Source organism: Maribellus sediminis (assembly GCF_011799805.1).
Taxonomy (GTDB): Bacteria; Bacteroidota; Bacteroidia; order Bacteroidales; family Prolixibacteraceae; genus Draconibacterium; species Draconibacterium sediminis_A.
Genome location: NZ_WXUB01000006.1, coordinates 62896 through 77148 on the forward strand (window position 1 = coordinate 62896; position 14253 = coordinate 77148).

General features: G+C 42.3%; 12 protein-coding genes and 1 riboswitch. Of the genes, 2 read left to right on the forward strand and 10 right to left on the reverse strand.

What is annotated here, in order from left to right:
* Positions 1-47: 47 nt before the first annotated feature.
* The 7 genes from HFD85_RS19365 to HFD85_RS19395 all read right to left on the reverse strand — a co-directional run bounded on the left by HFD85_RS19365 (position 48) and on the right by HFD85_RS19395 (position 7096).
* Positions 48-1556 (reverse strand): tetratricopeptide repeat protein, encoded by a 1509-nt coding sequence (locus tag HFD85_RS19365; RefSeq protein WP_167613598.1) that lies wholly within the window; start codon positions 1554-1556, stop codon positions 48-50.
* Positions 1546-2133 (reverse strand): RNA polymerase sigma factor, encoded by a 588-nt coding sequence (locus HFD85_RS19370; RefSeq protein ID WP_167613600.1) that lies wholly within the window; start codon positions 2131-2133, stop codon positions 1546-1548. The genes HFD85_RS19365 and HFD85_RS19370 overlap by 11 nt, the downstream gene beginning before the upstream one ends.
* Before the next feature lie 360 nt (positions 2134-2493).
* Positions 2494-3234, reverse strand: coding sequence for a hypothetical protein (locus HFD85_RS19375; protein ID WP_167613602.1), 741 nt, complete (start codon positions 3232-3234; stop codon positions 2494-2496).
* 159 nt (positions 3235-3393) lie between these two features.
* Positions 3394-4227 (reverse strand): sugar phosphate isomerase/epimerase family protein, encoded by an 834-nt coding sequence (locus tag HFD85_RS19380; RefSeq protein ID WP_167613604.1) that lies wholly within the window; start codon positions 4225-4227, stop codon positions 3394-3396.
* Positions 4228-4413: 186 nt separating this feature from the next.
* Positions 4414-5229 carry an ABC transporter ATP-binding protein gene (locus HFD85_RS19385; protein WP_167613606.1) on the reverse strand — a complete coding sequence of 272 codons (816 nt, stop codon included), beginning with the start codon at positions 5227-5229 and terminating at the stop codon, positions 4414-4416.
* A gap of 22 nt (positions 5230-5251) precedes the next feature.
* Entirely contained in the window at positions 5252-6262 is a 1011-nt protein-coding gene (locus HFD85_RS19390) for a FecCD family ABC transporter permease (protein WP_167613608.1), read from the reverse strand.
* Between the two features lie 18 nt (positions 6263-6280).
* On the reverse strand, positions 6281-7096 hold the full coding sequence (locus tag HFD85_RS19395; protein ID WP_167613610.1) for an ABC transporter substrate-binding protein: 816 nt from the start codon (positions 7094-7096) through the stop codon (positions 6281-6283).
* A gap of 73 nt (positions 7097-7169) precedes the next feature.
* A riboswitch (cobalamin riboswitch) is annotated at positions 7170-7454 on the reverse strand.
* 325 nt (positions 7455-7779) lie between these two features.
* Here HFD85_RS19395 and HFD85_RS19400 point away from each other — a divergent pair.
* A complete protein-coding gene (locus tag HFD85_RS19400; RefSeq protein WP_167613612.1) occupies positions 7780-9324 on the forward strand; it encodes a glycoside hydrolase in 1545 nt (514 codons plus the stop codon).
* A gap of 186 nt (positions 9325-9510) precedes the next feature.
* On the opposite strand, the gene HFD85_RS19405 is transcribed toward HFD85_RS19400, so the two are convergent.
* The gene (locus HFD85_RS19405; RefSeq protein ID WP_167613614.1) at positions 9511-10005 is read right to left on the reverse strand and encodes a hypothetical protein; all 495 of its coding nucleotides are present in this window, start codon (positions 10003-10005) and stop codon (positions 9511-9513) included.
* 953 nt (positions 10006-10958) lie between these two features.
* Here HFD85_RS19405 and HFD85_RS19410 point away from each other — a divergent pair.
* On the forward strand, positions 10959-11411 hold the full coding sequence (locus HFD85_RS19410) for a hypothetical protein (RefSeq protein WP_167613616.1): 453 nt from the start codon (positions 10959-10961) through the stop codon (positions 11409-11411).
* A 381-nt stretch (positions 11412-11792) separates the two neighbouring features.
* On the opposite strand, the gene HFD85_RS19415 is transcribed toward HFD85_RS19410, so the two are convergent.
* Complete coding sequence (locus tag HFD85_RS19415; protein ID WP_167613618.1) at positions 11793-12794, reverse strand: Gfo/Idh/MocA family protein; 1002 nt, start codon at positions 12792-12794, stop codon at positions 11793-11795.
* 269 nt (positions 12795-13063) lie between these two features.
* Positions 13064-14251 carry a glycoside hydrolase family 130 protein gene (locus tag HFD85_RS19420; protein WP_167613620.1) on the reverse strand — a complete coding sequence of 396 codons (1188 nt, stop codon included), beginning with the start codon at positions 14249-14251 and terminating at the stop codon, positions 13064-13066.
* Positions 14252-14253: the final 2 nt, after the last annotated feature.

Here is a 14253-nt window from a genome sequence, read left to right on the forward strand (position 1 = left end):
AAGGTGAATGTGTATTTATAAACCGAATCAATCTATATCGAATTTGCTTATTTAATGTTATACCTTAACTTCCGTATGATCGCTTTAGCATCATTTTCGTAGTGTCCTTTTCTATCTATCACAGCCAGCAGTTCTTGTTTTGCTTCCAGCTTGCGATTCATTTTAAGGTAACACAATGCTTTGTACCATTCAGCTTCTTCCACGAACAGGTTATTTCCCTGATCTATCACTTTTGAATATTCCTGAATGGCCTTATCAATTTGATTTAAGTTCTGATAACTCATCCCTTTGTAAAACTGTGCTACAAATGCTTCATCCGAACTATCAGGAACTTTATTCAGTACTTCTATTGTCGACTGGTAATTATCGTTCTGATAAGCTAATTTGGCTTGCTGAAAGACATCGATATTGCTTTCTGCGGAACGTTCAGACGCCCATGTAGACGTTTCGAAGTAATTATCGTATGTTCGGTCAACCGATTGCATATTGTTGAACAAAACGCCCGACAAGCCCAGAAGAACGATGATCATAGCCACGCTGTTTCTCCAAAAACGGGTTGAATTCAGGTTGAATTGTGGCATCACTATCGATTTCACTTCTTTCTTCTCTGCAGATTTGCGTGCATCGCCTAAACTGGCTCGCAGCGATTGAATGTCTTTTTCGCCGATGGCATTGTTTATTTGCTCGCGAAGCGAAACTTCTGCCATCAGGTCGGTATTCTCTTTTAATTCGGCACTGAATTCTTCGAGTAAGTCTTCTTCCAACATGCCGTCTATAAAGTCTTCGATGCTTTGCTCACTAACGTTCCATGAAGTTTCCGCTTCCATGATATTACGCATTTCATCGCGTAACTTCATAATATCCGATTCTTCTATGGCACTCTCAATATCTTTGTGCATGCTCACTTCTTCAAGTAAAGCACCATTTTGCTTCAGTTCGGTTTCAAATTCGGCAAGAATATCGTCGCCCATTTCTCCATTCAGGTAGGCATCAATCTCTTCAACCGAATACTGAGGTTCAACAGATTTGGCAACCTGCTTCAAGGTATCGCGAAGATTTAGAATATCGGCTTCCATTATGGCTTCTTCCAGACCATCGAGGCCTTCCATATCGAATCCGTTTAATTCTTCTTCCTCAATACCGTTTGCTTCGGTACCATCAATTTGTTCCTCGTAGAAACGGTGTACATTTTCGTTTGAAGTCTTTTCATGCTGATATACATGAACTTTGGGTAGAGAATCGAAGCTGTTGATGAGTTCCTCGAAAGTCAACTCTTCTTTTAATGCTTCAATTTCGTCCAGCTCTTCGAGTAATTCGAATGAGCCATTCTTTGATTGAGGTACTACGTTTTCCTGGTAGATTTCGTCGAGGGCTCCTTTAAGGGTTTGAACATCCATTTCCAGCACGGCGGCCTGAATGTCTTTATGAAGCTGTACTTCTTCTCTTAACTCTTCGTTTGTGGTTAACTCTCGTTCAAATTCTTGTTTTTCTTTTGCGTCCAGTAAATTGAGACAGTAGTCATCAATGCGTCCAAAAAATTCTGCTTTAGGTGTCATCTTCAAGTATCTTTTTAAATTCTGTATCTTGTTTTATACGCTTGATAAGCAGTTCTTTACACTTATATTTCCGGGTTTTTGCGTATTTTTCTGTTTTGTAGCCCATAATTTTGGCTATATCTTTTAATGGTACCTTCTCGAAAAACAGTTGCAATAACTTCTGGCAATCAGAACTAAGGGTTTTAAAATGTTTCTGATACAATCCGTATTTTTCGTTTTTATCTACTATCTCTACCAGGTTATCGTCATATAAATCTTCCTGGTAAGGTAACGAATCGTTCAGTCTTTCTCTTTCTATTCGCCGTTTCTCGAGTTGCTTTAACCATAAAAATCTGCAAACCGAAAATAAATAACCTTGAAAAGAACTCTTTTCGAAAATTAAATCGTTTTCCTTTAACTTTCTATAAATTACGATAATAGCTTCCTGAAATACATCACTGGCATCATCTTCACTTCCTTGGTTTTTCTTAATGAAATAATTTACTTTATAGTAGTACTGTTTATATATGTACTGTAAAATTAAATTATCATGTCTTAAGATTCCTTTCAGGATTTGCGCATCCGTATAACTTATCATGTTCTACTATATTATTCGATTAATTGGCAAAAGGTAACCCTTTATTTAAAATTATTCTATCCACAACTTTATTAACAGGCTGTTAAAAAACAGTAACAACGCTAATTATTAATGCTTTACATTAATTGCTAAAGATAGAAATTATATTAAAAAGAAGAAAAAATCTGAAAAATATTTGGGGACTGGATGAAAAACAAAAAGGACGGATTCAACAATCCATCCTTTTCTCATTAAACTAACTAACCTAACTAAACCTAAACTTATGAAAATAAACGTGCTGCAAATATAAGGGCGCGATTGAAATGTGGCAAGCAAATGTTGTTAAATCATGTTAAAGCGGAAATTAATTTAACATGAACTTTACTGAGCTACGAAAGTATAATGGATGGTTCCTTGTTGAAGAGCAGGTGCGTTACTATCGCTGTTAAACAGTGTGCGTGAAGCTGCTTCCTGGGCATACAAAAAAATCTGTTTATCACGAATGGATCTGTTATCTCGTGCTTTGGCCGTGACAACCCTGCCACTTCGATCGACTTCAATATCAACAATAACAGTTCCGCCTCCCTGAGCAAGATACACCGGAATGGGAAGGCGAACATGATACCGGTTATCGAGGTAATATTTAATATTACTCTCCCCTGCATAAATTACATTTTTTATCGAGTCGCGATCCATACCTTCCGTTGTTTCAACCGGCATTTCAATATCCTTCAGGTCGGTAACCTCTTTTGATAAATTATTGGAAACACTCGAACGTAACTGTTTGGCAGCTTCAAGCTCTTTCATGTATTCACTATCGAAAAATTCATCGGTTGAAGTGGTCGTATTTTCGGTGGCCCGCTGATTGGAAGCCATATTGCTTTGCGTGTTGGGTTGCACCGGCACAGATTCTTCCGGCTGGCTTTCCTCCGTGTTTTCCTCTTCCGGCAGCTCAGGCTCGGGTATTAAATCAGGAAATTCAATTACAATCGGCTCTTCCTTCACATTCCCCTTCATATCAACATCAGCTAAGAGAAATGCCAGAAACAGCAGAATATGAAATACCAGGGTGCCCATCACACCATAAATGTTCCGCTTGTATATTTTGTACCAGTTTCGCACCTCACAAAAGTAAAAAATTAACGCTTAAAACCGTTGTTTCAACTACCCGCCCACAGTATTGTATCTAAATAATTGACTTTAACTAAACTAAGTATTCGGGCATAAAAAAAGTGCCGGATTAGACTTCCGGCACTTTCATATTTCACTGAAATTTGATTTCTATTTTGTTGCAACAAGCATCGCACGGAAATAACCGATCGATTCGGCAATACCCATAAAAGGATCATCCATATTACGCTCGTGCTCCAGGCTGATAACCCCTGTATAATTTACTTTACGCATCATTTTCACCAATGCAGGGAAATCGATAATACCGCGTCCTACTTCCACTGAATATCCGAGTTTGGTCGGACCTGTTACATCCTTTAAATGCATGTCGAATACCCGGGTGTGATACTTCTTCAAATCAGCCACCGGGTCTTTTCCGTTTCGGGTATCATGACCAATGTCCAGACACATTCCGATTCTTGGATCTAAATCTTTTGTATGTTCCCACACGTCTTCGGCATCCGGATAAATTTTAATGTCCGGTCCATGCAGGTGAATGGCATAATTAAAATCGTATTCTTTTACCTTCTGATCAACATATGGCAACAACTCGTAATCAGGAACACCAACAATTAGTTTCACTCCCACTCGTTTGGCATAGTCGAAATATTTATCGACATCTTCCTTCGATTTCATATATAGCGGACCAACTGCATAGCCTTTTACACCATAGTCGGCGCATTTTTTGTGAAAAGCTGCAATCTCTTCATCGGTGCTCGCTACTGGCAAATGAAAATCTTTGATACACAAATAATGCACATCGCAACGCTGTAGTGTTTTAAGTGTAGTTTCCAGATCGAATTTAACGAACGTGTAACCGGCCATTCCCAGTCGGAAGGATTCGCTGTTTTCAGGAGCAGGTTGCGGATCGGGCCTTTTTTGTTCCTGTGCCTGGCTGACGGTAAGTGTGAACAGCGCAAGCGCTATCACTACAAGTTTCTTCATATTTATTAGATTTTGTTGTTTGCCCTAAAGGTAGCAAATATGGCTATACACGCTACTTTTCACTAAAAAAACAATCAGTATGTACTTATCGAATAATAAAAAAGAATTCACCGATTTTGCGTTTATACTTTTGTGAATGAATGAAATAATTTATCGCAAAATGATCTTATGAACGAAAATCAGTTTTTAATGCGAAGCTTCCTTTTTCTGCCGCATCACATCTTCAGAAACCAAAAATACGACCGGCTTTCCCGACACCGGATTTGTTCGTGTGATGACAACTGTTTTGTACACCTCTTCAATATCCTGGTAGTTTAACACCTCGGCCGGCTCACCTTTTTTTCGCAATGTACCATTGTCCATCATAATCAGAGAATCGCAATATTCTCCGGCAAGGTTTAAGTCGTGGATGATCATCAGAACGGTTAGTTTCAGATCGTAACTAAGCCTGCGGATGAGGTTCAGAATTTGTACCTGGTGCGATATATCGAGATGTGAGGTAGGCTCGTCTAACAAAAGAAGTTGCGGTTCCTGGGTAAGTGCACGGGCAATTCCGGCCAGTTGCTGCTCTCCCCCACTCAGCGCATTCATGTATTTGTTTCGTAAGCGATCGACACCGGTGAGTTTCATGTATTTTTCAGCGATCTCCACATCTTCCTCATTCTCGAAAAACTGGAACTGGCCACGGTAGGGCATTCGCCCCATCAAAACATAATCTTCCACCGTCATCGCACCGGCTTCGATTACCTGTGTAACAATGGCCAGGTTTTGCGCCCGTTTTTTGATGCTCATTTTATGAACCGGTTCGCCCTTCAAAATAGTTTTACCGCTTAAAGCAGGCAGTTCAGCAGTAATCCCTTTAAAAAGCGTGGTCTTTCCTGAGCCGTTTGGCCCGATAATCCCCACAAAATCGCCTTTCGGAATTTCCAGGTCAATATCCTGCACTACAAATTTACCGGGATACCCGCAAGAAAACTTATCTATTTTTAAAAACGATTCCATTCAATTCTCATTTACGCCTGTTCTAATTCAACCTGAATTTTGAACGCGACCGACTTAAAATTACAATAAACACTATACCTCCTATCAATCCGGTTATTACTCCGATTGGTAGTTCGTTGGGTGCAATTATCGTGCGGGCGATCGTGTCGCTCAGTACCAGGAAAACTGCTCCTCCCAGGAACGACCCGCCAAGCAAAACTCTATAATCATTTCCTATAATTAAGCGGATAAGGTGTGGAATTACCAGGCCCACGAAACCAATTACACCTGCAATTGCAACGGCAATACCAGTTAGCAAGGAAGCCAGAAAAAACAGGATGCGCACCGTCAGTGCGGTGTTTATTCCCAGGTGTTTGGCTTTTGTCTGTCCTAAACGCAAAGCATTCAGTGGCTGAGCAAAAAAATAGGTCAGAATCAATCCGAAGAGCGAAGAAAACAAAGCAATTTTTATGAGCATTTCGTTCGGTTCATCCAGCGATCCCATCACCCAAAAAACAATATTCTGAACATTATCGGTAGTAGTGGTCGACATTAAAAACATCATGGCCGACGACGACACAAAACTGATCATCACCCCAATCAGCAACATGCTGTTAATGTTCAGCCCGTCGCGTTTAATGCTCAGGAAATACACCAGAAACAAGGTGACAATTGCACCGGCAAATCCAAACAGCGGAAGGACCAGAAACGAGAGTGCATTCAGGCCAAAAACAATGGCAATTGACACGCCAAGCGCAGCACCTCCCGAAATTCCAAGGGTGTAAGGCTCAACCAGCGGATTGCGGTAAATGCCCTGAAGAATGGCACCCGACAAACTCAGTCCGCCTCCAACGGCAACGGCAAGTAAAATGCGTGGCAGTCGTATTTTTGTGAGCACGGCATATTCAACACCCGATTTCTGTTCCAGGATTGTTGGCAGGTCGACAAGTTTTAAATCGATTTCGCCGCTTAACAAAGCCACCGCAACCGACACCAACAGCAGGAGCAGTAGTGCCAGCAGGAAGAGCAGCCATTTTATGTTTCTGATTCTCATAATTCAGGTTCGCAAAATTTACTGGCTTACGAATTTATACACATCCTCCAGCGCACTCACAAAACTGGTGGGCGTTGGATTACACGAGGTTTCGGAACTGATCAGAAATACCTTGTTGTTTTTTACAGCTTCAATTTCTGGATAAGTCTTCCAAACCTTCATTTCCTCTTCGCCAAAACCACCCATTGTAGCCACGATTATCACATCAGGATTCTTTATCAGAACACTTTCGCGGGTAACGGTTCCTTTCGTAAGGCCGGCGGCAATATTCTCTCCGTTGCAAATGGTAATGTAATCGTTCATAAAAGTGTTGTCGAGGACCGAGAAAATAGGATTGGCCCCCAATTGAAAAAAGATCTTCCGGTGCTTCTGATTTTTAGCCAGCCGGCTGATTTCGGCAACACGCTGTCTGGTAGAAGCTACCAACTTTTCAGCTTCAGCCGCTTTCCCAAGCAAGCCGGCAATATGCAGGGTCTGTTCACAGATTTCCTCAAAATTTCGGGGCGATTTCATCAGCTCCACTTTTATACCCAGTTTTTTCATGGCTGAAATATCCTGCTGTTTGGTGAGTTCCATGGCCAGAACCAGGTCGGGCTGCAAGGCAAACAAAGCTTCCATATTTACATCGATGGCATTTCCTACAACGGGCACCGAGTCGTTGGCGGCTATGGTGCAGTACGAGGTGCATCCCACCAGCTGGTCCTGTGCACCCACCAGGTAAATGATTTCGGAAACCGAAGGCGCCAGCGAAACCACACGTTTACTTTCACGGGCTTGTCCGCTCAGCACAAAAAACAAAAGTGCGACAGCAACTACAAAGCTTTTAAAACTCATTTCGTTTAAAATTAACCCGGAAAGTGCAGAATCAGCAGTGTGATTCCCGAAACTCAAATCCCGGAGTTCGTTCATCTAAAAATTCCGACTGGCAGGTTTTCTGGCTTGTTCTCTGACTTATACCTTCTCATCCTTTATTTTTCGGATAATGGCGTAAGAAAAGTCAGTTTATTCGGAACAGATCCCGACGAAAAATTTCTTTTAAATCAATTTTTGCCGGGATTCTGTATTTCTAAGAATTTGTTCTTAAAATCACAAATTATAAGAAAAACTAGAACGTACAGCTGCGGGTACAGCTCCCGACTTTAACGGGATTCCCTCTGAATGCTTGTGCATCACCAATCGCCAACAAAGGTAGAAAAAACTTTGTTTGAACGGCTGTATATATAGATTCGTTAAGATCAATCCTGTTTTTCTGAAAATCATACTGCCAGGCATCAAAAAATCTATAACTTATTCCCACGCTGGTACGGAGTTGTAATCGCTCTTCGGCCATAGGCTGATACTTTTATTTTCAATCGTTGTAGATTGTATGCCGATTGCAGCCCGATAAATAGATAAGCGCGAGGGGAATTACCCAATAAAACTTATGAGGATGGGGATGTAAATCCTGCACCAGAAGGATTTCAGATTCGAACGTTATATAAAGGTGATAAAAAAGCAGATTCATAAACTAAATATTCATGAAACAACAACTAACCTTAATTTTCTTTATTCTGATAGGATTTTCATTTCAGAATAAAAACAGTCTGGCTCAATCCAGAAATTTCACTGCCATCCGGGCAGGTGTTTATTTTGATCAACCGATTCGTGAATGGGATGGTTTTGGTTTTAATTATGTGGAAAGCGCTCACTTTGTCGATAAAAACATAAGTAAAGAAGCGGAAAGGGCGAAGCGCTGGTGGAATGAGCAGCATCCCGGGAAGGATTTTTTTATTCAGGAATATGGCGGATTCAGCCTGCTCGACGAGAAAGAGAAAGATGAAGTTATAGAGTTGGTATTTGGCGAAGACGGACTAAAGCCGGGAGTTGTGAAAATGTTTCTCGATGCACATCATCAAAAAGAACCGGGTGGCCCGTTTGATCATGAAACTTCAACAAGCTACATGCGCGAGTTTGTAAAAAGAGGACTGAAAGTTACCCGCGACCGGGGTGCCGATTTTCAGATTATAACTACGTTGTACGGCCCTCCGGGGTTTATGACCAAACAAAAAGTTGACCGGGGCCGCGATCTGGATCCTGCAATGAAAGAAGACCTGGCATTGTATATGATCGATTGGGTGAGGTTCCTCAAAGAAAAGGATGGGTTACCGGTGAGATATTTGTCGTTACATAACGAAGGCGAAGACTGGACACGTTGGAACCAGGAAGGCCACACCGATTGGTTTGGCCATGATTTCAACCTTTACTGGCCACCGGCTCAAGTCAATGAATTTGTAAAATACATGCCAAAAATGATGAAGAAATATGGATTGGAAGATGTTGGAATTACAAATGGCGAACCATCAAATTGGTATCGCTTTGTAGGCTGGGGGTACGCTGATTTTCTTGCTAATGATAAGGAAGCCGTTAAAAACCTGGGGCTGATTACTACGCACGGATTTTATAACGGAATTTACGGAACCTGGTTTGGTGAACACAACAGTTATCCAAATGATATTTTACGTAAACAGCGCCCGGAACTGCACACATGGGTCACTTCAACAAGTTGGGCCAATATGGATGCAAGTTTTGTAAAGCAAATTCATGGAAACATTTACACTTCGAAGGTGAACGCCATTATTCCCTGGGCAGGAATCCAGCGACCGGCCCACTGGGTAGGTGGCGATCCAAATCCAGGCAATGCCATTCAGGTAAATGAAGACGGAAATTACCAGGTTAGAAAAGGATACTATTTTTATAAACAGGCTTCGTGTGCCGGACAACCGGGTATGAAAGTGGTGCGAACTTTTGCCATGAATTCTGAAATTGCTGTAATTGGATTTGCGCAGGATCGGACAAAAAATACTGATTCCTTTATCGTTGTAAATACATCAGGCGAAAAAGTAAAGAAAGTTACTGTTGAAATACATGGCTCAAAGTACAAGCAGTTTGAAGCTTTTCGTACGGTTGATGCAGAAGGATATGACGCGGACCGCTACAAGGCTATTGGCACGTTTAATGTAAGCGACGGTGCTGTTGATATTGAAATGCTTCCGGGATCGGTAGTAACATTTTTCGGAAAATAATTACAAAATGTCCTTTTGATTTGGAGCAAGCTCGCCGGTGCGTCCTGATAGCAATCGGGAGAACTGCGAAACGAGAATTGACCAAAGGGAAATCGACCAGGTCATTCCGCAGTTGGCGTACCACCGAACCCCGCCCTGCAATATGTACTTCCTAAGTTTACATTTTCTTTGTTAGCGGTTCGGTTTTTATTCCTTTTTAAACTCGTTTAAATACCAGTTATTAATCTTTTTTATCGATTTTTCGTCTGTCCTTGGATTACTATTTAGTCCCAAATTTATTTTTTTATTATTGATGAATGAGTTTAAAAAAATAATTGCAAACCCTCCAACCTCTGCATAATCAGAAGAAATGTAAGATGAGTAATAATGTTTATACGAACAACATTTTTTTTTCGAATGTATAATGGAAATTAAATATTCTATATCTTCTTTCTTTATCCAATTGAGAGGAAATTCTCCTTTAAATGTCACAAAATTTAATTTTGAATTTGCATGATAATTTTCTGTCATTATTTTTATAAATGACCTCACATCCAAGTTTTCTATTTTCTCAACTTTGGCTTGAGTCAATTCATTTAGAGTATGTTCCTTTTCCACGTCATAATGCAGTAGTTCGGATGCATCTCCCATAGAATAAGAGAAGAATATTAAAATACTAATAAGTAGAATGTTTTTTATCATTTCATTTATTCTTTATGCATTGGTTTTTTAGATTGTTTATTGTTTCATATTTCTTTTAAATAAGATGACTAATTTTTGGTCAACCTATTTCAGTAATTTATATGCGTCAAACTGGCCGCTAACGGTAATTGCATGTCTCGTAGCTTTGGTTTTGGCGTTGGCTTTTTACGGCTATGATGATATGCAATGTGTTATGTTTACGTTTTTTATTTTTTAAAAGTCAGGAATTAGGCCCGAGGGACTTTTAATATTTGCAAGAGCGGTTTTCAATGTATTGGGTTCCAATTCGATTTTTGTTTTCTAAAATAAACATAATTTCTAATCCTTGTTTTTATTTCATTAAAAGATTTTACAGGCGGGTAGTCGTTTGGGGCGCAGTACATTGCAAAAAGCCGCGAAAATGGTTTTCTGCCTTGTTGCCGCAGGAAATTGCCTGTAAAAATACTTTTTCATGTTATTGCCACGGGCAATGGCCTGCCCAAACACTTTTTCGCCCCGTTGCCGCGGGCAAAAGCACGGAAAAATGATTTTTCGTTTAAATGCCGGGGTCAATGGCCTCAATTTCCAATAAAGGATGTCATCTTTTCGAAAGATGACATCCTTTACTACGACTTCGGGCTAAAGCCCATTTCTGATCGGCGGATCAGCGCCCCCGGTCTGAAGACCGGGGTTATTCAACACCCAAGATTAGGCTGCAGACTTATCTCTTCACAATCCGGTAGGAAGACCGGGGTTATTCAACACCCAAGATCAGGCGAAGGCTTATCTCTTCACAATCCGGCAGGAAGACCGGGGCTAGTCAATTCAGGAGTCTCGCTGAAGGTTGAAATATCAAAATAAAATGTGATCGGATTAAACCTTTTGTCCTGCAGAACATCCAAGTTTTCTAAACTTGACGGAGCATCAATTGGTGCTCGTACTATTCAATAAATCAAACTTTAAAAATAATTCAAATGAGCAGAATCGTTTTTTTATTACTGGTGTTTGTAATCACCCTGTCGACAGGCTGCGACCGAATCAGCAATCGTAACTCATCGCAGCAAAACTTTGGCTCCGGGAACGGAATGGGACCCGGCAATTTTGATCCGGAAGCCATGGTCGATCGCCAGATTGAACGCATGAACGAAACGCTCGATCTGAGCAGCGACCAGGAGAAGCAGGTGCGTCAAATTCTGATGGATAACTTCGAGAAAATGGGTAAAATGCGCGAGGAAGGCAGGCAAGGCGGCGAAGGCGACTTTGAAGCTATGCGCGAACAGTGGCAGAAGATGCGTGAAGAACAGAACGAAAAAATGAAAGAAGTGCTTTCGGAGGAACAGTGGGAAAAATACCAGGTTTACCAGGAAGAAATGAGAGCGAGAAGAGGCCAGGGCGGTCAAGGCGGACCGGGTATGCCTCGTCAGTAATTTGGTTTCGGTTGCTTCTTATTCAAGAAACGGCCTCAAAAGTGGAGCAAATGAATTTTCCTCTTTCAATTTTTAAGTAGCTGCCTCCTATTAGCCTCCCCGAAGAAGAGAAACCTTCCCCCTGCGGGGGGTTAGGGGGTCAGGAATAAGTTAGTTTACAAATTGTAAGTTCAACTTCAATTTATTTTCAGACAGATTAGTGAAGTGGGCTTACTAACCCCAGCCTTCAGGCTGGGGCTGCTGCAATCCCCGATCGTACACAGGGGCTTTAGCCCATTCATCATACACCATGGGCTAAAGCCCGCCATCCATCTATGTTCTCCACGATCCCCGGCATAAATGCCGGGGTTATTCATTAGTTTGCAGATCAATATTTTTCCGCTAGAAAAACATATTCTTATCGCGGTTGCCAAAGAAAATGCCGGCATCAATCCGAATCCGGTCGAGCAGATCGATCAGATCCTGGCTCAGTTTCCAGGTCATCTTCGGGCTTTCGATCAATCCCTTGTCAAGACATTCCATCACGTGTTCGGCTTCGTACTGGTAGCCCCAGCCTTCGCGGTGTTGCTTCGGAAGTGTTTTGGGCTCCTCGCCTTCCTTCATTATGGTTATGTTGGTTGGCGTAAACCAGCGCGGATTCAGTACCAGGTACCCTTTTTCGCACAAATATTCGGTTTGTGTGGGCGAATGTGCCGCAAAACTCGAAGTAAGGCTGGCCATAGCGCCATCGGTATATTTAAAAATCATGTTGATGCTTTCTTCCGATCCGGTTGGGCTGAAGTCGGCAAAGGTTTTTACGGTTTTTGGAACACCCAGCGAAGTGAGTGCCGCAAATACCGGGTAAATACCAATATCGAGCAGCGAACCGCCACCGAGCTCAACATTGTACAAACGTTTGTCTTCGATGAAGGGAGCATTAAAGGCAAAATCGGAACGAACGATTTTTAGTTTTCCCAATTCGCCTGATTGCAGGATCTCCATCGCCTGCTGAAAACTGGGTTGAAACATGGTCCAGAAAGCTTCCATCAGAAAAGTATTGGTGGCTTTTGCGGTATCGATCATTTCCTTCACCTCTTTCCCATTCAGCGAGAAAGCCTTTTCGCACAAAACCGCTTTTTTATGCTTGAGGCAAAGCAGGGTATGTTCGTGGTGGTGCGAATGCGGCGTGGCAATATAAACTACGTCCACCCCGGGATCGTTTACCATCTCCTCGTAACTGCCATAAGCTTTTTCGAAACCCCACTCGCTGGCGAAACTTTGTGCCCGGTCGAGATCGCGCGATGCCGCAGCATATAAATTGGCATTTGGAAGTAACTTCAGATCGCTGATGAATTTGTGGGCAATTTTCCCACAGCCCAGAACGGCCCAGTTGTATTTTTTCATATGAGATATCCTATTTAATGTTTTTTTTCTGTGAAGGTAAAAGAATTTATTGACTAACCCCGGCATTCATGCCGGGGAAAAACACGACTTAAGCGAATGGGCTTTAGCCCTAAAATTGAAGAATAAAGGACTAAAGTCCAAAGTAAAGTGGAATCCAGTTCACGGGCATAAATGCCCGTGTTAGTCAGCTTCGCACGTACATGTATTCATCGGATGACTATTTGATACAACAACGAGTTATCCGATGAGTCTCGACAATGATTGCAGGACTAATACCAGCCCTCGTTTTTATCGATAAGCTGATTGATGGTTTGTACGCTTGTTGCCGAGCGCAAGCCATCTTCAGGCGTGTTCAGGCAGTAGTCGATCAACTGATCAACCGTAGTGCTTGCCACGTGCATGCGTGTATCCGACGATCCGTAGTAAATAAACACCTCATCGTTTTCGTTACGAATCCAGCCATTGGCAAACAGTACATTCGATACATCGCCTATCCTCTCCTCACCTTCGGGCGCCATAAAATAGCCACCGGGCCGGGCAATCACTTTCGATGGATCTTCCAGAGCTGTCATAAACATAAACAGGGTGTAGCGCAAACCGACTGCGCAATTTCTAACGCCGTGAGCCAGATGTAACCAACCTTTTTCTGTTTTAATGGGTGCCGGCCCCTGACCGTTTTTTAATTCTTTTATGGTGTGGTAGATCTTCTCGTCGATAATGATTTCTTCGGGCGCTTCAGCTTTTGTAATGTCATCAACCAGTGCCCAGCCGATGCCGCCACCGCCGCCAACTTCAATAAAGCCATCCTGCGGGCGGGTGTAAAAAGCGTATTTTCCATCCACAAATTCGGGATGCAAAACCAGGTTGCGTTGTTGTCCGTGGTGCGAAATAAAATCGGGCAAACGTTCCCAGCTTACCAGGTCTTTTGTGCGCGCTATTCCACCGCTTGCTGTTGCCTGCGAAGTATCGCCGGCAGGTGCCGTTTTATCTTTTCGTTCGGAACAAAACACGCCGTAGATCCAACCGTCTTCGTGTTTCGTGAGGCGCATATCGTACACGTTGGTTTCCGGATCTTCGGTTTCGGGCATCGTTACCGGGCGGTCCCAGAACCGCCAGTTATCGATCCCGTTCGGACTTTCGGCAACAGCAAAAAACGATTTGCGGTCCCAGCCTTCGGTACGAACCATCAGCAGGTATTTGCCGTCGAGATAAATTGCACCGCTGTTAAACGTAGCATTCATACCAATGCGCTGCATCAGGTACGGATTACTGTCGAAATTCAGATCGTAGCGCCAGTGCAGTGGCGTATGCGCCGCCGTTACAATCGGGCGCTTATAGCGGTAGTAAATACCGTTGTAGTTTTTTATATCTTTTTTATTCGCCTTGGTCAATAATTTTTCGTGCTCTTTTTTAAGCTGAGCCAGGCGATCTTCAAATTGTTCGTATGTCGGTTTCATAA

Coding starts and splice junctions, on each gene's coding strand:
- HFD85_RS19400 (WP_167613612.1), top strand. CDS start 7,780: ATGAAACAACAACTAACCTTAATTTTCTTTATTCTGATAGGATTTTCA.
- HFD85_RS19385 (WP_167613606.1), bottom strand. CDS start 5,229: ATGGAATCGTTTTTAAAAATAGATAAGTTTTCTTGCGGGTATCCCGGT.
- HFD85_RS19365 (WP_167613598.1), bottom strand. CDS start 1,556: ATGACACCTAAAGCAGAATTTTTTGGACGCATTGATGACTACTGTCTC.
- HFD85_RS19405 (WP_167613614.1), bottom strand. CDS start 10,005: ATGATAAAAAACATTCTACTTATTAGTATTTTAATATTCTTCTCTTAT.
- HFD85_RS19390 (WP_167613608.1), bottom strand. CDS start 6,262: ATGAGAATCAGAAACATAAAATGGCTGCTCTTCCTGCTGGCACTACTG.
- HFD85_RS19415 (WP_167613618.1), bottom strand. CDS start 12,794: ATGAAAAAATACAACTGGGCCGTTCTGGGCTGTGGGAAAATTGCCCAC.
- HFD85_RS19410 (WP_167613616.1), top strand. CDS start 10,959: ATGAGCAGAATCGTTTTTTTATTACTGGTGTTTGTAATCACCCTGTCG.
- HFD85_RS19380 (WP_167613604.1), bottom strand. CDS start 4,227: ATGAAGAAACTTGTAGTGATAGCGCTTGCGCTGTTCACACTTACCGTC.
- HFD85_RS19370 (WP_167613600.1), bottom strand. CDS start 2,133: ATGATAAGTTATACGGATGCGCAAATCCTGAAAGGAATCTTAAGACAT.
- HFD85_RS19395 (WP_167613610.1), bottom strand. CDS start 7,096: ATGAGTTTTAAAAGCTTTGTAGTTGCTGTCGCACTTTTGTTTTTTGTG.
- HFD85_RS19420 (WP_167613620.1), bottom strand. CDS start 14,251: ATGAAACCGACATACGAACAATTTGAAGATCGCCTGGCTCAGCTTAAA.